Source organism: Mesorhizobium sp. B2-4-12, assembly GCF_006441575.1.
GTDB lineage: Bacteria > Pseudomonadota > Alphaproteobacteria > Rhizobiales > Rhizobiaceae > Mesorhizobium.
On record NZ_VFVC01000062.1, the window covers coordinates 1 to 22738 of the forward strand.

Annotated in this window: 19 protein-coding genes; 15 read left to right on the plus strand and 4 right to left on the minus strand. The window is 63.2% G+C overall.

The features are described from left to right. The first annotated feature begins 189 nt into the window (after positions 1-189). Entirely contained in the window at positions 190-477 is a 288-nt protein-coding gene (locus FJ934_RS25645; protein ID WP_140613210.1) for a GIY-YIG nuclease family protein, read from the plus strand. 130 nt (positions 478-607) lie between these two features. Here the strand turns inward: FJ934_RS25645 and FJ934_RS25650 are convergent, their stop codons facing one another. Then, complete coding sequence (locus tag FJ934_RS25650; RefSeq protein ID WP_140613211.1) at positions 608-1936, minus strand: VpsF family polysaccharide biosynthesis protein; 1329 nt, start codon at positions 1934-1936, stop codon at positions 608-610. Between the two features lies 1 nt (position 1937). Beyond that, positions 1938-4007, minus strand: a complete 2070-nt coding sequence (locus FJ934_RS25655) for a Wzz/FepE/Etk N-terminal domain-containing protein (protein WP_140613212.1) — start codon at positions 4005-4007, stop codon at positions 1938-1940. A 332-nt stretch (positions 4008-4339) separates the two neighbouring features. On the opposite strand from FJ934_RS25655, the gene FJ934_RS25660 reads away from it, so the two are divergent. The 11 genes from FJ934_RS25660 to FJ934_RS25715 all read left to right on the plus strand — a co-directional run bounded on the left by FJ934_RS25660 (position 4340) and on the right by FJ934_RS25715 (position 20053). Continuing rightward, on the plus strand, positions 4340-5860 hold the full coding sequence (locus tag FJ934_RS25660; RefSeq protein ID WP_140613213.1) for a formyl transferase: 1521 nt from the start codon (positions 4340-4342) through the stop codon (positions 5858-5860). 90 nt (positions 5861-5950) lie between these two features. Further along, the gene (locus FJ934_RS25665; RefSeq protein WP_140613214.1) at positions 5951-7159 is read left to right on the plus strand and encodes an NAD(P)/FAD-dependent oxidoreductase; all 1209 of its coding nucleotides are present in this window, start codon (positions 5951-5953) and stop codon (positions 7157-7159) included. Positions 7160-7397: 238 nt separating this feature from the next. Then, positions 7398-7598, plus strand: coding sequence for a hypothetical protein (locus FJ934_RS25670; RefSeq protein ID WP_140613215.1), 201 nt, complete (start codon positions 7398-7400; stop codon positions 7596-7598). Between the two features lie 896 nt (positions 7599-8494). Beyond that, positions 8495-9526, plus strand: coding sequence for a hydroxyacid dehydrogenase (locus FJ934_RS25675; protein WP_140613216.1), 1032 nt, complete (start codon positions 8495-8497; stop codon positions 9524-9526). Between the two features lie 757 nt (positions 9527-10283). Then, positions 10284-12812 carry a patatin-like phospholipase family protein gene (locus tag FJ934_RS25685; protein ID WP_181165774.1) on the plus strand — a complete coding sequence of 843 codons (2529 nt, stop codon included), beginning with the start codon at positions 10284-10286 and terminating at the stop codon, positions 12810-12812. 641 nt (positions 12813-13453) lie between these two features. Further along, the gene (locus tag FJ934_RS25690) at positions 13454-14197 is read left to right on the plus strand and encodes a helix-turn-helix transcriptional regulator (protein WP_140613218.1); all 744 of its coding nucleotides are present in this window, start codon (positions 13454-13456) and stop codon (positions 14195-14197) included. Between the two features lie 48 nt (positions 14198-14245). Then, complete coding sequence (locus FJ934_RS25695) at positions 14246-14914, plus strand: GntR family transcriptional regulator (protein WP_140613219.1); 669 nt, start codon at positions 14246-14248, stop codon at positions 14912-14914. 198 nt (positions 14915-15112) lie between these two features. After that, positions 15113-17251 (plus strand): acyltransferase family protein, encoded by a 2139-nt coding sequence (locus FJ934_RS25700; protein WP_140613220.1) that lies wholly within the window; start codon positions 15113-15115, stop codon positions 17249-17251. 1098 nt (positions 17252-18349) lie between these two features. Beyond that, complete coding sequence (locus FJ934_RS25705; RefSeq protein WP_140613221.1) at positions 18350-18973, plus strand: DUF488 domain-containing protein; 624 nt, start codon at positions 18350-18352, stop codon at positions 18971-18973. A gap of 3 nt (positions 18974-18976) precedes the next feature. Next, a complete protein-coding gene (locus FJ934_RS25710; protein ID WP_140613222.1) occupies positions 18977-19423 on the plus strand; it encodes a DUF488 domain-containing protein in 447 nt (148 codons plus the stop codon). Positions 19424-19744: 321 nt separating this feature from the next. Then, the gene (locus FJ934_RS25715; RefSeq protein WP_140613223.1) at positions 19745-20053 is read left to right on the plus strand and encodes a hypothetical protein; all 309 of its coding nucleotides are present in this window, start codon (positions 19745-19747) and stop codon (positions 20051-20053) included. Between the two features lie 66 nt (positions 20054-20119). Here the strand turns inward: FJ934_RS25715 and FJ934_RS25720 are convergent, their stop codons facing one another. Beyond that, positions 20120-20716 (minus strand): DUF6456 domain-containing protein, encoded by a 597-nt coding sequence (locus FJ934_RS25720; protein WP_140613224.1) that lies wholly within the window; start codon positions 20714-20716, stop codon positions 20120-20122. An 89-nt stretch (positions 20717-20805) separates the two neighbouring features. Between FJ934_RS25720 and FJ934_RS25725 the strand changes: the two genes are divergently transcribed. Continuing rightward, positions 20806-21036, plus strand: a complete 231-nt coding sequence (locus FJ934_RS25725; RefSeq protein ID WP_140613225.1) for a hypothetical protein — start codon at positions 20806-20808, stop codon at positions 21034-21036. Here the strand turns inward: FJ934_RS25725 and FJ934_RS25730 are convergent. Beyond that, positions 21008-21625, minus strand: a complete 618-nt coding sequence (locus FJ934_RS25730) for a DUF1376 domain-containing protein (protein WP_140613226.1) — start codon at positions 21623-21625, stop codon at positions 21008-21010. The two genes, FJ934_RS25725 and FJ934_RS25730, sit on opposite strands and share 29 nt — an antisense overlap. Before the next feature lie 92 nt (positions 21626-21717). Between FJ934_RS25730 and FJ934_RS25735 the strand changes: the two genes are divergently transcribed. Together FJ934_RS25735 and FJ934_RS25740 are read left to right on the plus strand one after the other, a co-directional pair. Then, the gene (locus FJ934_RS25735; RefSeq protein ID WP_140613227.1) at positions 21718-21999 is read left to right on the plus strand and encodes a DUF982 domain-containing protein; all 282 of its coding nucleotides are present in this window, start codon (positions 21718-21720) and stop codon (positions 21997-21999) included. 105 nt (positions 22000-22104) lie between these two features. After that, positions 22105-22413, plus strand: a complete 309-nt coding sequence (locus FJ934_RS25740; protein ID WP_226890694.1) for a DUF982 domain-containing protein — start codon at positions 22105-22107, stop codon at positions 22411-22413. The last annotated feature ends 325 nt before the right edge of the window (positions 22414-22738 follow it).

The following is a 22738-nucleotide window of genomic DNA, read 5'->3' on the forward strand; positions in this document are numbered from 1 at the left end:
ACCCGGCGATGGTCGAGGCGCTTGGGTTGAGGATGGCGCGGTAGACGGCAGCCCCCGCGCTTCGTCATCCTAGGGCGTAGCAAGGAGCGAAGCGACGCGGCGCAGACCCTAGCATCCATGCCGCGACGTCGACCAAGGGATGCAACGGTCAAGAATAGCCACCCGAACCAACGGGAGTCAAAGTCACGCATGACGGGATATGTCTATATGACAGCGAGCCAAAAGCGCGGCACGATCTATATCGGCGTCACCAATGACCTCGGGCGCCGTATGCCTGAGCATAAGTCTGGCCAAGGCGCACGCTTCACCGGCCGCTACGGCGTGCAACGTCTTGTTTGGTACGAGGAATATTTCGACATCACTGACGCTATCCAGCGCGAAAAGTCGCTGAAGCGCTGGCCACGCCAATGGAAGATCGACTTGATCGAAAAGACCAATCCGGAATGGTTCGAGCTTTTTCGCGGCACAGGATGGTGAGCATTCTGCACCGCTGCGGCGCTTCAACGTCCCGGCATGGATGCTAGGGTCTGCGCCGCGTCGCTTCGCTCCTTGCTTCGCCCTAGGATGACGAAGCGCGGGGATTCTGTCAGGCTAATTGGTGATCATCTCAGGCCCGCGTCGCCTGGCGCCCTCGCACCACCGCCCGCGCCGGGTACAGCGCCAGCGCGATCACCACGAACTTGGTCATCAGCGTTGTCTTCGACGCCAGGCTCTCGGAGGTGTTGAGCAGCATCAGCCAGCCCAGCATCGGCAGCCATATTCCCGGATGGCAGCGGCGTGCCACCTCATGCGTGAACAGCGCGAAACCGAACACCATCAACAGGGTGAAGAAAGCGCCCTGATAGAGAACCATGCGGATGATCGGGTTCTCGATGCCCTGTTCGAGGCCGCTGATGCGGCGCATACTCTCGACCAGGTCGATATCGGGCCCCACGATCAGGTCGCGCAGTTCCAGGTGCTGGAACAGATCGAACATCTCGACGCGGGCATTGGCGCTGCCTGAATCCGAAACGAAGCGCTCGAGCAACGCGTCGAAGAAGCCGTACGAGGCCGCGAGCACGATGACGACCGGTATCAGCGCGGCGAGGATGAAGCCGAGCGCGGCGCCAAGCAGATTGACACGCCCCATGCGCAAGGTGCGCAGGCCCTGGATGAGGATATAGCAACCGCCGAGCATGATCGTCAGCACCATGGCGGAGCGGCCGCCGAAGGCGACGAGGGCCGCGCATTGCAGGCCGATCAGCCCAAGCCGCAGCGGCATCGACAGCGATTTCGAGCCGGAGAGCAGCGCCAGCACATAGATCGAGGTGATGGTGGCGTTGACGAGCGGATGCCCCTGAAGCGCTGTCGAGCGCAGATCGTTGGCGAACACCTCGCCGTCGAGGCGATACGGAAAGATCAGCGTCTTGGTCGCGAACTCGAACAGCGCCAGCAGCGCATTCGCCGTCATGATCGCGTGTACCACCGTTTGCAGGCGGGCGAATGTCTTCTCGTCGTTCTCGGCCAGCATCAGCACCAGCAGCGCCGGCGTCACGAACGTGTCGATCATGCCGGCCATGCCGGGGCGCTGCCGGACGATGACGACGACAAGCAGCACGATCGACATGACCGCCAGCAGCGCGCTGGCCGGCCGCCTGTCGGCGACGGTCACCACGTAACCCATCGGGTTGCCGAACGTGCAGGCGCGCCAGGCGAACATCAGCACGAGCAGATAGGTGGAGGGATGGATCTTGGTGGCCGGATTGCCGGTCAGGCCGTCATAATTGTAACCCACCAGCCACAGCATGCCGCCCGAAATGCCGAACAGCAACGCCACCGCCGCGACCAGGCCATAGCCGGTCACCCAGTCCATGGAATTGCCGGCGGCCGCCGGAACCGGAACGCCCCAGCCGGCTGCCGGGGTGGCGGCCCGGACGGCAGGCCGGCTGGCGGTCATGTCAGGCTGCCTCGTCGACCAGCATGGCGGCGGTCGGCAACCGCCCCATGACGGAAATGGCCTGCGAAGCCGCCGTCACGTCGTGCATCGGCGTCGCGTTCAGCGTGGCGACGAGCACGATCTCGTCGACCATGGCGACCAGCGGCGAGACGTTGAGATTGTCGGCCAGCGCGCCGCCGTCGACGACGACGAGATCGAAACTGTGGCCGGCCTGCGCCAGCATATGCTGCGTGAAATAGACGCCCTGCGCCTCCGAGACGCCAGCCTTTGGCCGGCCGCCGCCCAGAACCGCGACATTGCTGCCGGGTGTGCGCTGGCTCAGCGCCTCGAAGGCATATTCGCCGCGCAGCACGTCGAGCAGGCCGGGTTGCGGCTCCTTCTTGCCGCTGCCGGTATTGCTATCGATGAACAGCACACGGCTGCCCCTGGCAGCGGCGGCATTGGCGAGCAGGCGCGCCACCCGGCCTCGTTGCGCGGCATCCTGCGGCGGCGACGTCACCAGGATCGACGGCACCAGCGGCCAGTTCGGCGGCCGCCTGCTGGCGGCGAACAGACGCCTCAGCGCCAAGCCCGCGACCGCATCCGTCTTCTCTCCGGCCGGCGCGGCTGAACGGCCGAAAGGCCACCAGCGGCGGCGCGCTGTTTTCGCCGGCAGCACGCCCAGCACCGGTGCCTCGATGGCCGATTCCATCTGCGCGCGGGAAAGCACGGTCGGCGAGGAATATTCCGCGATCAGCGCCATGCCGGTGCCCAACCCCAGCCCGCCGAAGAGCGCGCCGATGAGCAGCAGCGGCAGCGGCGGCCAGCTCTTCTTCAGGGCGGGCATGGCATCGGAGATGATGCGCGCATTGGTGCTGTCGACATTGATCTGCTCGCGCGTCTCCTGAGCCCGCTGAAGGTAGGTGGCGTAGACGGAGCGCAGCGCCTCGAGGTCGCGCTGCAATTCGCGCAGCTTGACCGAGGCCTGGTCGGTGTCGAGCGACTTGCTCTTCATGCCCGCGACCTTGGCTTCCAGCGCCTGCTGATTGGCCAGCGCCCGCTCATAGTCGGTCTCGGCGGCGGCGGCGATGCGGGCGAGTTCGCGCGCAATGAGCGCGCGCGTGTCGCGAAGCTGCTGCTGGGCCGCGATCATCGAGGGGTGGCGTGGCCCGAGTTCCGTGCCAAGTTGCGAGACCTGGTCGACAAGCGTCGCCTCCTGCGCCCGCAGGCTCGAAATCACCGAGGAGCGCATCGCTTCCGAGGTCGCGTCCGGCGCGCCGCCGGACCGGCGCAGCTGGTCGACCTGCGCCTTCAGCGCCGCGGTGCGGCTCTGCGCGGCCGAGAGCTGTGTGTTGATCTCGGTCAGCTCCTGGTCGCTGACCAGATTGCCCGCCGCCATCACCATGTTGTTGGCGGATTTATAGGCCTCGACGGCGTTCTCGGCCTGCTGGACACGCCTGCGCTGCTCGTCGAGCCTCGCGGTGATTGATTTGGAGGCGTCCGTGGCGGCCTGCGCGCGTGCGCTGGCCTGGTCCGCCAGATAGGCCTGCGCGATCGCATTGGCGAGCTTCGCCGCCTTGTCCGCGCTCCTGGCGGTGACGATCACGTCGATGACCAGCACCTTGTCGGCCCGCTTCACCGCCAGCCGCCGGTGCAGGGCATCGAGCGTGTTCGCCGTCTTGTCGGTTTCGGCCGACCCGGAGCCCAGCAAATGACTCAACAACCCGCCCTGCCCGTTGAATTCCGGATCCTCGGTCAGGTTGGTGGCCTGAATGGCCCTCAGCAGCACGCCGGTCGACTGGACGACGGCGACCTGGCTTTCCACCATGGTGATGCCGCCATCGGGCGGCACGCGGCTCGGATTGACGTCGTTGGTGACCACCTGCAGGTCTTGCGGGTCGATGATGATTTCCGCCACCGAGCTGTAGAGCGCCGGCGTGAACAGCCCGTAGAGCAGCGTCACGAGGGTCAGCAGCGCGGCGGTGGCGAAGATCAGGAAACGGCGGCGCACCAATATGCGCTTCAGGTCACCCAGTTCGACGGTCGAGGACGCATAGGACGGCGCCGGCACGGGCTCCGGAGCATGTTGCATCACCTCCGGAGCGTGTTGTTGCGGCAACGAGAGCAGGGATGATTGCAAAGGTCGCTCCGACAACACTCCATGGGCCCGCAAGCTTAAATTGCGGCTTCAGCCTAGCTATTCCTCCAACCATTAAAACACTGTTAATTATGTTGGGAGCTCTTCTGATTTTTGGCACGGAGTTTGCGTAGTACAGGCACGGGCGTGCTGATACGGGCGTGGGCGAGCAGGAGACGGATTGAAATGGGTCAGCACTTCACTCCGGCCCATTCGTCCGGCCCTCGCCCATGTCCGGAATTCGAACACCAGCCAGATACCGAACACTGGAATGCTAAGGGTGCGACATGCGGGTGAGCCTGCGCCTGGACAGCGAGTGCGTGCGTGCCTTTCACCTTATGCTGCTGCAGCGCCTCGCGGTGCTGCCGCATGTCGAGATTTGCGTCGACGCAAGACCGGCCGGGGGCGGCACTCCAGGCAGCGCCGCGGCGTTGTTCCAGCTTGAAACGGCCATCCATGGCCTGCCCGCCGACGGGCCGGCCAAGCGCCTGCCGTTGTCGACCGTGGCGCCCTACCGCGCGGAGCCGCCCGCTCCGGCGGATCTTGTGCTCGACCTCTGCGGCGACGCGCATGTGAACGGAACGCGCGTCTGGCGCGTGACCTATGACGGCGCCGCCGGCGAAGCGGCCTTGCTGGCGTCGATCCTCGACGGCCGCACGCCGATTGCCCGCATCGAGGAGAACGGCACGGTCGTCGCCGAAGGACGCCTGGGCACGGAATATGGCGGCATCGCGCTGGCCTCGTTCCAGGACATGCTGGCGCGCACGGCAAGCCTGATCCTGGCGGCAATGACGGGCTCGGCGCGGGCCGCCCTGCCCGTCCTGCCCGTCCTGCCCGAGCCGGCGCAGGCGGATGCTCTTCCGCAGATTCCCTCCACCGCCAAGCTCGGTGTCAGGGCGGGCAAGGCGCTGGCGCGGCGCATTGTCCAAAAAATCTACCACCTCTGCTACAACGCCCCGCACTGGAAAGTGGGCTGGCGCCAGACCGATGGCCGCGACCTGTTCGACCTGCGCGCGCATCCGGCATCGGGCTGGCGGGTGCTGCCCGACGACGGCAGCCGCTTCTACGCCGATCCGTTCCCGATCCTCTACCAGGGACAGGTAACCCTGTTCGTCGAGGACTATATCCACCGGCTGGGCAAGGCCATCATCTCCGCCGTGCCGTTCGGTCCTGCGGGGCCGATCGGCCGCCCGGAACCGGTGCTCGACCTGCCCTACCATCTCTCCTACCCCTTCGTCTTCGAGCGCGACGGCGGGGTCTGGATGGTGCCGGAAAGCTGCGCCAACCGCACGGTCGATCTCTACCGGGCGACAGCCTTCCCCGGCGGTTGGGTCAAGGAAGCGACGCTCTTGTCCGACATCGTCGCCAGCGATGCCACCCTGGTCGAGCATGGCGGGCGCTGGTGGCTGTTCGCCACCGTGCGCGATGGTGGCGGCGCCTTCTCCGACGCGCTGCACCTGTGGTCGGCGCCGGACTTTCGCGGCCCCTGGACGCCGCACCCCGAGAATCCCGTGCTGGTCGACATCGCCTCGGCGCGTCCGGCTGGCCGCATGGTGGAACGCAACGGCCAGTTGCTGCGCCCCGTGCAGGACTGTCGCAGGAGCTATGGCGCGGCCCTCGGCATCGCACGCATTGCTCACCTTGATGTGAACGGCATGGAGCAGGTGGTCGAGACGATCTTAACCCCTGGTGCGCTATGGAATGGGCGCAAGCTGCACACGCTCAACGAGGCGGGCGGGCTGGAATTCATCGATGGCTCGGCGATCGCACCGCGCTGGAAACAGAAGAGGCGACCGTCATTAACCTGAACATTGGCTACCACCAGTCACCCGTGCTGGTTGCCTGAGGTTGATAAGGGTCCGGAAGATATTTTCCACTACGGATTGTGGAGAGGGAAGATGACTAGCATAAAGGGCAGCGGCGCGAACCCCGCCGAGACTTTCCCGACCGAAGTCGACGTGGCGATTGTCGGTGCCGGGTTGGCCGGCACGACCTTGGCAACGGTCTTGGGAAACGTCGGCCGCAAGGTAGCGCTGGTCGATCCGCATTGGACCCATCCCGACGAGTTCCGGGCCGAGAAGCTTGGCACGGACCAGACGCACCTGTTCGAGAAGCTGGGCCTCGACTCGATCGTGCTGCCTCTGATGACGTCGATGGACGATATCCATGTCTTTCGCCTTGGCCAGCTGTTCGCACGCGAGCGGCGCGTGGAATATGGTTTTTCCTATGGCGCGCTGATCAACGGCCTGCGCGCCGCCTTGCCGCCCCAGGTACCAGTCACCGTGGGCAAGGTCGCCGAGATCATGACCGGACCGAACAAGCAGCGGCTTGTCCTCAACACGGGCGCCATCATCGAGGCGCGGCTCGTGGTGGTGGCCACCGGCCACAGCGAGGCCGTGCGGCGCGCCGTCGGCGTCCGCCGCATCGAAGAATCAAAGGGCCATTCGCTTTCGATCGGATTCGACCTTGCCACCCCGCCGGACGAATGCGCCTATCAGGCAGTCACCTGTTTCGCCAGGCGACCGGAGGACCGCATCGCTTATCTCAGCGTGTTTCCCATCAATGGCGTCATGCGTGGGAACATGTTTGGGTACCGGGAGGCGGGCGAGCCGTGGACCAAGGCGTTCCGCAAGGATCCGCAGAAAATGCTTTGCGAAATGATGCCGGAGATCGCGGCTCAGTGCGGAAACTTCAAGATCAGCGGGCCTGTCGACATCAGGCCGATCGATCTGACGAGGACGGAAGGGCATCGGCGTGACGGGGTTGTGTTTGTCGGCGACGCCTTCTGCACGACCGATCCAACGCCGGGCGTTGGCATCGTGCGGGTAATGACCGATGTTGATCAGCTCCACTCTGTTCACATTCCGCGCTGGCTCGAAACGCCAGGCATGGCTGCTGACAAGATCTGCGCCTTCTATGACGATCCAGTCAAAATAGCCGCCGATGAGGACGGTATGCGTGTCAGCCACTATGCCAGGGCGATCACCACGGGCACCGGACTGGAATGGCGTTTCCGCCGCCTGCGCAACAACACGGCGCGCCAGCTGATGATCATCGGCCGCAAGATGGGTCATTTGGGACTGCGCCGGGAGCCGGGCATGGCGTAAGGGACTTCCAGCTTTTCCCGCCATCGAAAGCAGAGGCGTCTTCCCTTCTCCCTCCGAGCGGAGCAAGGAAGCGCCAGCCTCTCGACCCAAGCCATGTCCACGAAAAACGTGTAACGGTTTTCCGCCTTGAATTGCGGTCAGGCAAGAGATCGATCGTAACGAAAACAACCATCACGCGGAACAAGCGAGGCCCCGACAGCTTATGTCTTGAGGAGATCCGTTCTTGAGGAGATCCGTTATGGTCAAGAACATCGATCGCGCGTTGCAGGACGCTATTCTTGCCATGCGCATCCTTCGAAAATCCATAATCGATCACGGGCATCTGGACGCGATGACCGAATTCGACAGCTTGATCGGAGTGGCCATTTCAGAGGCAGAGCAACAGTTGATATCCATGCAGGCCAGATCGTCGAATGAGCGACCGATAGATGCGAGTTGACGACTGCCACCTGCCTGTATCCACTAGAGCACATCAAGCGATCACGAACGACCGCTCCAATATGGGGTGAAGGGCAAAACCCGACCTGCGTCCCGAGCTGCTATTATTTCCTTTTTTGGCCGGTGACCACGACGAAATTATCCCTGCCCGCGAAAGCAAAAGGCGCGATCACCGACCGCGCCCTGGAGTCTCGCTTCGCCAGGCGAAAGCGTTATGCCTGATCCGCTCAGGGCGGCGAATTCGAAAGACTGGGTGCAGCCGTGACGACCGACAACCGTTCACGCTTCTGCCAGCTTGGCTTCTCGTATTTCTTCATCGGATAGTGCCCTCCGCGTTGGATACGGCGCCAAAAGAACCGCTTCGCCCTGCGGTGTCAATTGTGCCAGGACACGCTGTCACAACATGGGTGGTGACAGCCAGGAGATCACCCGTCGCGGCGCAACGGCTGAGGTGGCACCGACCATTACGGCCGCGCCGGAGACCAGACGCGCGCGCCGCATCGCACTATTGCGAATCGGCCACACTGCCGGCTTTTCGGTCGAGCCGTGGCAGTGTCTTGCGTTGACAATCCCCGGTGGCGCGAGCAGGCTTCGGGTCTGAGGGAAAACTGGGGGACTAAAAGTGAAGAAGGCTTACCAGAAGCCGGTGTTGCTGAAGCGCGAGAGGCTTTCGGCCGTTACCGCTGTTTGCACACCATCGACCTGCCCTGTTTGAAACAAGCCGCCAGGTCAAGAACCTCCATCGCCCGCTGGCTCGGCCAGCGGGTTTTTTCATGCGCGATTGCCAGATGATGCGCCCGAACCGGCCTCAAATCGTTTTTTGGCGGTAAATCGGTCCATCGGCGGTATTCTCTCTTCCGTGCAGGCGTGCCTGAATAGCGCCGGGAGGAATCTGCCATGCCAAACGATGCCTTGCCGCTGGTGATCAGCGCGCCCGAACCACGCACGCTCGAGCTGATTTTCACGCCGCCGCAGCTGGCGCGGCTCAAGGCGCGTTACCGCGTCGTCGAGACCACGGCCGACGGCGTCGCCGGACTGCCGGTCGACGTGCTGGCGCAGGCCCGTTACATCATCGGCCAGCCGCCGATCTCGCTGGAGACACTGGAGGAGATGCAGGCGCTGCGCTGCGTCTTCAATGTCGAGACCAATCTCATCAACAACATGCCCTACGAGACGCTGTTCGCGCGCGGCATCCATGTCGTCACGACAGGCCTGGTCTTCGCCGAGCCGGTGGCCGAGCTTGGCCTGGCCATGGCGCTCAACCTCGCCCGCGACATCGTCGACGCCGATCTCGCCTTCCGGCAGGGCAAGGAATTGTGGGGCGGCGACGGCAACCAGACGGCGCGGCTGCTCTCGGGCGCCGATGTCGGCATTATCGGCTTCGGTGATCTGGGCCGCGCCCTGAACCGGCTGCTCACGGGTTTCCGCACCCGCACAAAGGTCTTCGACCCCTGGCTGCCGCCATCGATCCTGATCGACAATGGTGTCGAGCCGGCCTCGCTGGAGGACGTTCTGTCATCGAGCGACTTCGTCTTCGTCGTCGCCTCGGTGACCTCCGAGAACCAGGGCTTTCTCGGCGCCGATGCCTTCGCCAGCATGCGCAAGGGCGCCGCCTTCATCCTGCTCAGCCGCGCCGGCGTCGTCGACTTCCCGGCCCTGATGGCGGCGGTGAAGAGCGGCCACATCGTCGCCGCCAGCGATGTCTTCCCGGAAGAGCCATTGGCCCGGGATCACCCGGTGCGAGCTTTGCCCGGCTTCCTGCGCTCCGCCCACCGCGCCGGCGCGCTCGACATCGCCTTCAAGCGGATGGGCGACATGGTGCTGGAGGATATGGACCTGATCGACCGCGGCCTGCCCCCGTTGCGCTCCAAGCGGGCCGAGCGCGAGACGGTGTCGAGGATGCGCTCCAAGCCGTCGGACAGGAACTAGCGACGGCAAAACTTCAATTTGAGAACAAGAAACGGAGCGACTAACAACACATCCATCGCGATCATGCCCGCCATAGATGTGTTCGGTTCATCCCAATGATGAATGGCGCGGAACCGGCACGTCAACCGGCCTTTTTTCTCCTGTGTGGCTCGCGCTGCCGATCAGCGAAGCGTGTCCAGACATAGGGGCCTGCAGATGGTGATGATAGTCACCTCGGCAATATTCGAGAATCGACTTGTCAGGAGCTACACATGAGGAGAGCTAATTTATCCATCATATCAGCGCTTCTGCTTGCGTCGCCAGCATTGGCAATCGGCAGGTATGATGTTGATGCGCAAAGTTGCGCAGATGTTCACCGCATTCTTGCGCGCGACCGGCAGGCGATCTTGCGCTACACCCCTCGTGACGGGCGGTTAACACTATATGATCGGTATGTATCCAGTGCCGTTGAATGCGGCCCCGGACGATATGCGCTTCGCGTGCAGATCCCAGCAGCGGACGGTTCTTGCAGCGTCCTGATCTGCCGCCCTGTGACTGATTTCACGCGATAAAAATGCTGGTCGCCCCACGGCTAGACGTCGCAATTGACGAATTGCCTGACACAAGATCTGGCACAGAGATAAAGAGCCGGCATGCCAAGTAGCAATGCCGTGCGCCTGTCCCGCTGTGGACAACGCGCACAGCACGCGCTTTAGTGGCGCAAGGATATTTCCCTACAATACGGACAGCGTGCGGTTCCTGAATAATGGAGATCGGCGTGCCCCTGGATTTTATCGAGGTCTTCCGCCGCGAACTGAGCGCTGTCAATTTTCGCCGCATGCGCATCCGCGGCGGAGCCGTGGCCGAGCACAGGGCAAACGGCACCGGCCAGGCCACCAGCCACTTCCTCGTCGATCGCGGCGATGCGGCGATCGACGAGGCAAGGTCCGACCCGGAACGCGGTGCGATCAGGACCAAGAAAGCCAGCAATCTTACGGGCATAGCGCTCTCAGGTGGCGGCGTGCGCTCGGCCTCCTACTGCCTCGGCGTGCTGCAGGCGCTGGAGTCGCTGGCGCCGGCGGGCAGTCCGCGCCCGCTCGATGCCGTCGACTACCTCTCCACCGTCTCGGGCGGCGGCTATATCGGCACTTCGGTCGTGGCCGGAATGATGCAGGACAGCCGCACATTCCCCTTCGAAAGCCGGCTCGACGAAGCGGAGACGCCCGAAACACAGCATTTGCGGGACTTCTCCAATTTCCTGGCGCCCAGCGGTGCCGCGGACTATCTGGTCAGCATCGCGCTGGTCATGCGGGGCCTGCTGGTCAACGCCTTGATCGTGCTGCCGGCCCTGCTGCTGCTTGCCGTGCTCACCATCGCGATCAACCCCACTGTAGCGGATCTGGTGAGACCCGGCATTTTCGGCATTTCGGTCTCGAAACTGCCAATGCTCGGCGCAACCATGAAGTACTTCGCGCATACCGTGGTGCTTGCCGCGCTGGCGGCGTTGCTGATGTTTGGCAGCGCGCTCTACACGTCCCTCACCTTCCGCACCGGCTCGCTGAGAAGCCGCGAGATTCTCGGCCGCGCCCTTGGCGCGCTGGTTGCCGTGGTGCTCGCCTCGGCGATCATCGACATCCAGCCCCTGGTGCTTTCGGGCATGCTTGCGAACGCCAACGACAAGGTCATCAGTTCCACCGACCAGACATTCGTCCTGGCAGAGCCGTTCCAGGATTTTCTGTCGGCCTTCGCGAGCATTCTGCCCTCGCTTGCCAGCGTGCTCGTGCCAACGGTGGCGGTGCTGATTTCGGTTTCGCAAAAACTCGCCAAGCTCGCCGAGGCGGCATTTGGCGATGTGAGCTGGAGCGCGACGATCAAGAAGAACGGCAGCCGGCTCGTCCTCTACCTCGCCGCGGTGATCGTGCCGTTCATGCTGTGGGTGACGTACATCTCCCTGAGCTATTGGGCGATCCGCAAAGGAGACGACTGGTGCGGCGTGGAAACACCGGGCTGGCTGAAGACAGTCACGCAATGCGAGGCGGACTGGTATATCGGCCCGCTTTCCCGGCTTGGCCCCATCGGCGCGACATATCTGGGCGTCGCTTTGGTCCTCTCGGCCATCTGCCTGTTGATCGGACCGAATTCGAACTCGCTCCACAGGCTCTATCGCGACCGTCTCAGCCGCGCCTTCCTCATGCAGAGGAGCACCATAGGCAAGCAGCCGTCGGACTCGGTCGACACCTGGAAATTTTCGTCCCTGAAACCGGTCGATGAGGCCGGAAACTGGAAGGAAGGGGCGGCCTTCTCGCCCTATCTCCTGTCCAATGCCGCCATAAACCTCGAGGGCTCGAAGGACCTCAACAAACGCGGCCGCAACGCCGACAATTTCATCTTCAGCCCGCTGCATGTCGGCAGCCAGTCGACCCGCTATGTCGCCTCGACGGACATGGAAAGGGTGGTGCCCGACCTCAGCCTCGCCACGGCAATGGCGACGTCGGGTGCGGCGGCATCGGCGAATATGGGACGGCAGACAATAAAAATCCTTACGTTCAGCCTGTCCCTGCTGAACATCCGGCTCGGCTACTGGCTGGCCAACCCTTTCCGGATCGTGGCCTTCAAGAAGCATTTGAATCGCTGGATCGCGAATGTCGGCACCTGGTACTTCGCGGCGGAGACGGCCGGGCTCCTGAACCAGAACCGGCTCAACGTCTACCTGACCGATGGCGGCCACATCGAGAACCTCGGCATCTACGAATTGCTGCGCCGCCGCTGCAAGGTCATCCTCGCGGTCGATGCCGAGGCCGACCCGGCGCTGACATTCCCATCGCTGGTCAATCTGGAGGTCATGGCCCGCATCGACCTCGGCGTGAGGATAGATTTGGGGTGGCAGGCGATTGAGGCCAACGCACTCGGCATAACGCCAACCGCGCCCTATGGGCCCGACGGACCGCCTGGCCGGCGTGGCCCGCATGCCGCGATCGGCGTCATCAAATATGACGACGACGAAACAGGCGTCCTGATCTATATCAAGTCGTCATTGAGCGGCGACGAGAACGACTACATCCTCGACTATTTCAGGCGCCATCCCACCTTTCCCCACGAAACGACCGTCGACCAGTTCTTCACCGAGGAGCAGTTCGAAGCCTACCGCGCCTTGGGGTTCCATGCGGCACGCGGGCTTCTGACCGGCGCCGACCGCTACGGAAATCCGGTGGAGATGCCCAAAGGCTGGAAGGCTCAGGTCGCCGCGGCCCTGGCTCTGCTCAACGTGCCCAAAGCAATGGCGGCGGCGACAGCGGGCCACCTTTAGCTGGCCGGGATGCCAACTGGGCAAAGACGGTCGCGTCCATTGCGCCGCCCGAAAGGCGCGGGCTGGAACCTTTGCGCGGCGACCGCGTTGTGCAGCCGGATCGTCTCCCATTCGATCACTCCTCCAATCAACCCCCGCCAGGCTCCGGCCGGCGGGGTTTCTTTATTCCAGCCACGCCTTGACAAAATCCGGTCTCGGACGCTCTACCTCAGGCGTATCGGGACATGGGGGATTCACATGAAAAAGACCTATCAAAAGCCAGTTCTGGTGAAGCGCGACAGGCTGTCGGCGATTGCCGCCGTCGCCTGCCCCATTTCGCATCCTTGCGGCTGATCTTGGCACTCTTGCCAATCCAATATTGACGAGCTTGGGAAAGCCCGCTTCCCCTTGAGGGGCGGGCTTTCCGTCGTGATGGAACGATCGCCCCGCCGACAGGTTTTGCAAAAGGCCGGACGGTGGGAAGCCCGGCCTACTCCAGAAGGCCCGCCACGATTCGCGTCGGTGGCGGGCCTTTCGTGAGGCCCGTCCGCCCCGCCTCTTGGCCGAAGGTCCCATTCGCGCCGACGCGATGTTGTGCGAGATTGGCGAGATATAAGCGAACGCTTGAATAATGGTTCGGACATCTGTCGAGGGGCGGAGTCGTGCCAATCCGGGAGAATGTTGCCGCGAATCTCAGACGGCTGGTCGGCGGCCATGCGTCGGTGAGCGCCGCATGCCGCGGGCTGGGCATGAACCGCTCGCAGTTCGAGCGCTACCTGCAGGGCAAGAGCGTGCCCAACCAGGCCACGGCCAGGCTGATCTGCGCCTATTTCGGGATCGATGAGGACGAGCTGTACGGGGCGCCGCAAGCCGCGGCACCCGGACACCCGGATCTGCCGCCGATGCACCGGACGCTCTACGAGAACATGGTGCGTGGCCCTTCTCCGGCCATTGCGGGCGGCACCTATTTCACCTATTTCGCGGTTCCGGACCGTCCCGACCTTCTGATGCGCTCGGTCACCTTCGTGCGGCGCGAGGCCGAGTTGGTGACCTTCAGGCGCGTGACGCGGTGGACCGAAGGCCATCGGCAAGGCGGCGCGCGGGCGCCGGGCTGGCATTACGGCATCGCGATCTCGCGCCTGAACTGGATCTATTTCGCCGGCATCAACCGCCGCCAGACCGCGGAGCCGTCGATCGTGGCCGTGCAGTGGGCCCCTTTCTCGGAGCCGGTCCTGGTCGGCAAGGCCTTCGTTTTGACCGGAGCCGGACCGGTCTGCGTGCGGGTCATCATGCGCCAGGAACTCGGCAGGATCAGCCTGAAGCAGGCGATGCAGATGTCCGGGATCGTCAGCCTCGACAACCCGCGCCTCGACCACCTTGTGGTAAGCCTCCTGCGCGAGGGCTAGAGTGGTGCTTCCAGCCGGCGAGGTTGGCCCGAGACAACAGGGGGCGCAATGCTCAACAGCTTCGACTATGGCGGCAAGGAAGCCGACACCGTGCACGCGCTGGAGGAGGATATCATCTTCGGCCGGCTGGCGCCCGGCACGCGCCTGGTCGAGGATGTGCTGCTCGCCCGCTTTCCGGTCTCGCGCCACGCCATCCGCCAGGCGCTCTACCAGCTGGAGCGGCTCGGCATCGTCACGCGCGAGCGCAACAAGGGCGCCATGGTGCGCCGGCTCTCGCCCGAGGAGGTGCGCCAGATCTACGAGGTGCGCGAAATGCTGCAGCGCCAGGCGGCGCTGATGATCCCCCTGCCCGCCGGCGATGCGCTGATCGAGGAACTGATGCGGGTCCACCGCGTCTACAGCAGCCATGTCGATAGCGGTTATCTCAGAGGCATCCACGAGGCCAATGACCGTTTCCACCTGACAATGTTCTCGGCCTGCGGCAACGCCTATCTGGTGTCCTCGATCGAACACTACATGCGCCTCAGCCTGCCGGTGCGGGCCAATTCGCTGGCCGACAGGGAAAAGCTCGAAATCTCGCGCCAGCATCACGCGATGATGATCGAGGCGCTGCAGCGCCGGGACAATTGGGTGCTGGCGCAGCTCTGCGTTGACCATCTGCAGCCGAGCAAGGCGTTTTATCTCCAGGAGATCGAGACGAAGGCTTCGGGCGGCTAGGAAAGTGATCGCCTCGGCCGGCCCGCGACTGCGATCCCTGCCTGCACATGAGCGGCCGCTGCATGTCAACCATCACCATCAATTTCCTCCCGCTTTCCTTTTTCCGGCCATGTTGCACTGCGAAAAGTCTGCTGCATTGCGATATCGGCCGTCTGGCCGGCACGCGGGGCGGGCTGGGCTTGCACGAAAGGAACTATCGTGTCGGCATCGTTTCGGCCAGATATACAGGGCTTGCGCGCGCTGGCGGTCGGCGGCGTCGTTGCCTATCATTTCGGCCTCGCCGCACTGCCCGGTGGCTTTGCCGGCGTCGACATCTTCTTCGTCATTTCCGGCTGGCTGATATCGACGCACCTGATGCGGGAGATCACCGAGACCGGCAGGCTCGACCTCTGGCGCTTCTATGCCCGCCGCGCCCGGCGCCTCCTGCCGGCCGCTTTGTTCGTCATCCTGGTCACGCTCGCCGCCGGCTATTTCATCCTGGCGCCGCAGGAGCAGGCGCTCTATTCGCGCGGCGCCATGTTTGCGTCGGCCTATGCCATCAATCTGTGGCTGCTGCGCTGGTCGTTCGACTATTTCGCCGCCGATGCCTTGAGCAATCCCTTCATCCATTTCTGGTCGCTGTCGGTGGAGGAGCAGTTCTATCTCGTCTGGCCCACGCTGCTTCTGCTCGCTGCCTGGCTGCGTCCGGGAAAGCGCATGGCGGTAGCGGTGATCGGCGCGGCCGGCCTCGCCTCCTTCCTCGCCTGCCTGTGGCTGACCAGCGCCGCGCCGGCCTGGGCCTTCTATTTCTCGCCGCTGCGCGCCTGGGAGTTCGCCGCCGGCGGCCTGGCGACGCTGGCACCGGCGACCCTGTGGCGGCACCGGCTGGAGCGGTTCATCGTTTCGCGGAACCGCCGAACCGCTCCGGTTCTTTGTCCTGACGCGATTGCGGACGGAAAACCGTTTCACACTTTCCCTGGAATTGCTCGATGGCTGCGCGCGGTGCAGGGCTGGCTTGGCCTGGCGCTGATCGCGGCGGCTTATCTTGCCCTGAGCGAAGACCTGCCCTTCCCCGGCTGGTACGCGCTGTTGCCGGTCGCCGGCACGGTCCTGGTGCTGCTGAGCGGCGCCGGCGAAGAGAACGACAGCGAAACAACCGCCAGCCCTGCCCGCTGGCAGGCGCTGGCCCCCGCTTCCCTGCTTTCGCTGCCGCCTTTGCAATGGATCGGCGCGCTCTCCTATTCACTCTATCTCTGGCACTGGCCGGTCATCGTCTATGCCGGCATGCTGGTGCCGGATCTCACCGTCGCGCAGCGCCTCGGCTGCGGCGCTCTGGCGCTGGCGCTGTCGTTCCTCACCTATCATCTGATCGAGAACCCGGCGCGGCGCGGCGGCTGGCCGATAGCGGACGCCCGAGCCTTTCGTTTTGTCGCGATTGCTGGCGCAAAACCGCTTCGCATTTTTCCTGCAATGGCTTTGGCTCCCGCATTGGCGCTGACCGGCGCGGGCGTGGCGGTGGCCTATGCCAGCGCGCACCTGGCCACACGCAATATCGACCCTGCCCAGCGCGGCATCGAACAGGCCGCCGAACAGCCCTCCATCGCGCGCGCCCGCGACGCCAACTGCCTGCTCGACTTCCACACGGTGAAACCGAAGCCTTGCGTGTTCGGCCCGGCGGATGCCGCCCACACCATCGTGCTGTTCGGGGATTCGCATGCCGACCACTGGTCGACGCCGCTGGTCGCGGCGGCCCGGCGCAACGACACCAAAGTGGTCACCTATCTCAAATCCTCGTGCCGCGCCTCGCGGCTGTCGACCTTCAACGCGGTGCTGAAGCGCGACTACACCGAATGCGACGCCTGGCGCGAACAGGCCATAGCAGACATAATCCGCCGCAAACCGCGGCTTGTGGTGATCTCGGAATTCTCGATCGGCAACCTGACCCGCGACATGCCAGCCGCCGGCCGCGAGGCCGAGACCGCGCGCTGGCAGGCAGGCCTGCGCTCCACACTGCAGGCCTTCAGCAAAGCCGGCGTCGAGACGGCAGTCATCCGCGACACGCCGATCGGCGACAGCTTCGCCGATTCCTGCGTGGCCCGCGCGCTCTGGTGGCGCAAGGCGCCCTCGCGCTGCGACACGCCAAGAACCGAGGCCGCCAATGACAAGGCCGCCGCCGCCGAGCGCGCCGTGGTGAAAAGCGTGCCTGACACGCTCTATGTCGACCTCACCGATCGCTTCTGCGGCCCCACCCAATGCCACGTCTTCATCGGCGGCAAGCTGGCGTTCCGCGACCGGCACCATCTGGCCACGGCGTTTGCGGAGACGCTGGAAGGCCCGCTCGAAAAGGCGCTGTTCTAGAGTGGCTTGGCTCTCGCTTCTCCCCGTTCACGTCCGAACTCACCATTTCGACCAGGGCATGGCGATAAACGCCGGTTGAAGGCCACGCTACCAATGAGGTGGACGGCGCCAGCGATTATGGTCCCCTCCGACGCTGCCGCGCTCCGGCTTGCGCCCTCGCAGCCATTCATGCGCTGATCGAAACACCTCAGTAAATCCTCCGTGCTAGATGCGCAGTAGGTTTAGCCATTCCATCGTGCGGAACGCACATCGAGACGGCCGCCTCTCGCGCGCCTGCCATCTCAACATCGACGCAGACCACGCCATTGCGCCTGCCTTCCGCAGGAAGTTCGCGGTAAGCGTGCAGCAAAAAAGCTGTAGCAAGAATTTTAACGCCGCAGTATCGAAGGTTGTGAATAAGGGGAGGCCAGAATATGCGATTAATTCTCACAGATATTACCGAAATGCACGGGAGCAACTATTGCGTCGCAGGTTGGGATGTTCAGGCTCACAGAATGGTGAGGCCTCTGCCTAACGGCAGCAATTGGACTGGAGGTCTCTTGCAACTGCACGGGATAAATCCCGGCGCAACGGTGGACGTAAATCCAACCGGACAGCAACATGCGAGCGCATTTCCGCATAGAACAGAGGATACAGTCATTAGCAATGCTGGAATTCAACTTGCGAATGCGGGGCCAACCCATTGGTTCGCCGCGGGCGCTCCTCCCACACAGGTAGCAGTGAATCAGGCGTTCGGTGGGCATTTAGTGCATTCAAAGACATGGAACGGGGCATTTCAAGGAGTCTACGTTCCCGAGACCACCCAGATTGGCTCCCTTGGTGCGGTCAGGGTTCCAGTGGGGCAGTTGCAGCCGTTCGAAGACAATTATAAGGGCAAAACGAGCCTACGTGCCTATCTTAACGATGGCGCAGCCTGCTACAATCTGCCCTTAGTCGCGAAAAATCTGCGCGAGACATACAGATTGAACGGCCTTGCCGGAGTCCAACAGTTGCTGCCGGCGCAGGGTTTAGTGCATGTGCGGTTAGGTTTAGCCAGAGCTTGGGCAGGGCAACCGGGGAAATGCGCCCTAATGATCAACGGCATATACGGATAGTGGGATGCGAGAAACCGAAATCACCGTCTGGACGATCGGGCATTCTATGCACACTTATGAGCGGTTGCTTCAGCTACTCCGGAGCGCAGAAATCACTGCCGTTGCTGATGTTCGAACGTCGCCATATTCGCGGCATTTTCCTCAGTTTGGTAAAGATGCACTGAGAGACGAACTGCGAATGGATGGGATTGCCTATTCCTTTCTCGGTAAGGAACTTGGCGGGCGTCCAACAGGTAGCCAGTACTATTGCGACGGCATTGCTGACTATGAGCTGATGGCGAAGTCTCTCGAATTCCGGCACGGTATCCAACGAGTACTGGACGGTGCCCAGAAATACCGCGTGGCGCTCATGTGCTCAGAACATGATCCATTGGATTGTCATCGCTGTCTGTTGGTTGGACGGGCACTAGCTAAGCGCGGGGTGGGGGTGAAACACATACACCCTAACGGCGGTATTTTAACCCAAGGTGAGATAGAGGAGCGCCTCCTAAAATTGGAAAGCCATGACGGTGGCGATCTTTTTATGTCAAGCGATGAGCGCTTAGCTGCCGCTTACCGAAAGCGTGCACGAAAGGTTGCGTATACCGAACCTTCAAACGGCGCGTCGGATGCTATCGCGGCCGAGTAGCAGATGGATAAGATCAACGTCTCCACCATCGGCTTTACCAAATCGAACGCCGAGAACTTCTTCGAGCGCATGCTGCATGCGGGAGTAAGGAAAGTCGTAGATATACGCCTTCACAATACGTCCCAACTAGCTGGGTTTGCAAAGGCAGATGATCTAGCTTACTTACTAAAAAAAATTGGCGATATTCAATATATTCACCAACCTATGCTTGCTCCGACTGACAATATCCTCAAAGCCTACAAAAAGGACAAGGGCGACTGGGGAGTTTATCAGGGTCGTTTTCTGGAATTAATGGCCGAGCGGAAAATTGAGCAACGTCTGAAACCTGACATGTTGGAAGGCGCCTGTCTACTATGTTCGGAGGCGACTCCCCACAACTGCCATAGGCGCTTGGTTTGCGAATACCTCAATGATAAGTGGGGCGAACTTCTGAGGGTTCGGCACCTTTGATTGCCATGTATCAGTGCGCCCCTCACAGCCCAACGTTATCCATGCCGCGCCGCCAGCAGGTTCCAGCCCCTTTTCGTCACCACGTCCCGACCCTGGCCGGTCTGCTCCGCCAATCTCTTGATCGCAGGCGGGGCAGCGTTCTGAACCACGGCGGCCAGATTCCAATGCCGCGAGCGCCAGGAAATAGCACCTGGGCCCCTTGCGGCCAGTGCCTTGTGGGCTTGTCTTGCGAATCCATGGCTTGTGGGCTTGTCTTGCGAATCCATGGAACGAGGCCGCGTCTCGGGAGTTATATTAGGTCAACCTTGAAAGGAGGCAGCAATGAAGAAGCTCCTGCTTGTCTCGGTTATCGCCATTGCTTCGGCGGCGGCGATGATCGCCCCCGCTAGCGCCCGAAGCCACGTCTTCATCGGCATCGGCGGCGGCTATAACGACTATTACGGCAACGACTATTACAACGGTTATGGAGATTACGGCGGCCGCTACTATGGTCCCTATCATGCCTATGACGCCTACGATGATGGCTACAGGCCCCGTTACTATCACCGGTACCACCGTTGCCGCGTCGAGCTGGTCAACCATTGGCGCCACCACCACAGGGTCGTCGAGGAAGTCCGCGTCTGCGGATGATTTGATCTGATCGAGTGAAACCGATCCGGCCGGCATCGTCGGCCGGATCATCGCGGCGGGCGATTTCTATCCCACCCGCCTCGTCATCATGCCGTAGTGCACCGCCAGCAGGTCCAGCCCGACCTTCAACAGCTTCGTCACCACATCGCGCCCCTCGCCGGTCTGTTCGGCCAGGCTCTTGATGGAGCCGCCGGTGCAGCAGACTTTCTGCACCACCACGGCCACCTCCCAATGCCCGAGCGCCCTGGTGGCGGCGGCATGCGCGCGGCCGGCGTCGAGCACGCTGTCGGCGATGCCGCCCTGGCGGCCGCCATCGACGCGCTCGGTCCAGCGCATCGGCTTCACATCAGCCTGCTGGCTGCACTGAAAATCCTCGCGGTAGCGCTGGCCGGCTTCGCGCTGCTGGCGCGACAGCGAGGTGATGCCCAAAAGCGGATCGACATTGCGCACCCGCACGATGCCGCCGGTGGCGGTGTGGCCGTCGTTCGACACCTCGTAGACGCGCCGTGCCTCCAACGTACCGACGGTCAGCCGCTTGCGGCCGAATTCGTCGTCCCTGAGCGCGAAATCATGGCCGACCTCCCGCCGGATGCGCACCTGCTCGGCCTCGCCTTTCGGCAGTTTCGGCGCTTGCGGCTTGGCGGGTTTGGCTTTTTTGGGCATGGGTGGCTCCTTGCTGTTGGGTGTTCGAGTGGGGCTTTGCAGAACCTGGGTTCCTCGCCCCCGCTTCGCGGGGGCGAGGAATCCAAGACTTGCGAGGCCGCCCGCCGCGCCATCAGTTCACGCATCGTGCGCCTCTCCCGCACCTCGATGCAGAGCTGGGCGCTCGAAGGGCAGAACTGGGCATTGCCGCTCCTCACCTCGCCGCGCGCGAAGCGCTGGATGGCGGCCTGCAGGTCGCACAGGTCGGTGTCGCGTACCGCGCCGAGATAGCCGCGCATCTGCATCTCGACATCAGTCAGGGCGGATTGCGGGAAGCATGAGAACATCGCGGCCAGCGCCTTCGTCGCCTGCTGCAGTTCGGCTGCGGTCATGAATGCGGATCTCCTCGATGATGGCATTGGCGGCGTCGGCGTGGGTTTTCGGCCTGATCCAGCCGGCCGGCTTTTTCGGTCCGCGCGGCGGAGGCTGCTCCGTCTTTTCCCGTGAAAGACCGGAAGCTTTTTCATTCTGGTTTCTGGAGTCTGGAAGATGCCGTGGCAAAGAACCGGCATTTGGTGCCCCATGTGCCTTTGTTTTCAAGGCGGTGGCGGCGCCGCCGCGCGCGCCGGCGGCGGCCCTCGCCTGGCTTTTGGCGTGCGCCTTGTGCAGCTCTTTCGTCAGCCGCTTGTGGCCGATCTCGCCCGCTTCGCGATCGAAGAAGGTCAGGAGATCGGCGCTGATGGCGCGCCATCTTTTCAGGGAGAGCCGCGCCACCCGCGCCAGCTTGGCATCATTGTCGGGCAGCCGGCCGCCGGCGTTCCACATCGCCATCAGGATGAGCATGTAGGCGCCGATCTGCTCGGTGGAGAGTTGAAGCGTGTCGCCGACGAAATCGGAGACGTAGAGCTGCATGAAGGGCCGTTCGCTCATGCTGCCTCCCGCGCCGCGCGCACGGTCCGCCCGATGGAACCAGCCGTCGGCCCGTACGTTATGACGCCACCACGCCAAGGGGAGGTTTGCCGATGACGGCTTTCATGCCGGTTACCCTGCGCTTTTGCGACAACAAGACCATGCTGGCCGGCTCGGTGGCCGACGCCGCGACCGCGCTGCGGCACCCATGGCCCGACAAGACCGCGCCAGCCTATCTCGACGCGGCACGGCTGGTCAGACTCGCGGTTGAGGGCAGTTGCTGCCCGCGCACGGCCTTCGAGGCCTTCAGCAAGGCCGCCAGGCAACAGGGCATATTGGTGGTCAGGCCGAGAAGCCGCGCGCACGACTGGCTCGACGCGGCCGCCAGCCCTTGAAGCCGCCGCAGGAGCGATGCAACCGCCTGCCGGCCTCGCGCGTTTATGAGCGCTGGCTTGAGAGCCGCGCGCAATGCCAGACCGAAGGTGAATGTCGTGGGTACGATGAAAACCGGAGTGCCGCTCAAGGTGTGCCTGGACGGGCATGTCGAGGAAATTGACAATGTCAGCGATGCCGCCGACTTCCTGCAGCGCTGGCCGATCGAGCGGCGCGGTCACGTCTATCGCAGCGCGCTCAACGCCTGCAGCGCGGCGATCGCGGCACAGATTTCGGAATCCGATGCGATAAAGGCGTTCACCGGCTTCGCCCGCGTCACCGGCATCCTGGTTGCCGACAGCGGGCCGGCCATGAGACTGGAACCCCGCCCGGTGCAGAGCCGCATGCCCAAGCAAGGCCGGCAGGCGCCGAAATAGGGTTCCGCCTGTTTCTCCCCGCTTACGGTTAGAAAAGCTCGGCAGGGCAATGAGGGGCGGCGCCGGCGCTTCGGTAAGTGGCATCTGAATCGGATGCTTGAAGTTCATATTGTTCTCAACCCCGCCTCGTCAGCACGGCCCTCATCCGCCTGCCGGCATTCGCCGTTGGCGAAGCCAGCAATTCGCTTTTCGTCCGCTGCGCGGACCACGTCTTTCCTCCCCGTATAGGGACGGGGAGAAGGGAAGCTTGTCCGAACCGGATAGATAGGTAACAGGATGGACCGATTGCATGGGTAACGGTTTTCTTGTCCGCCGGGAGGACCGG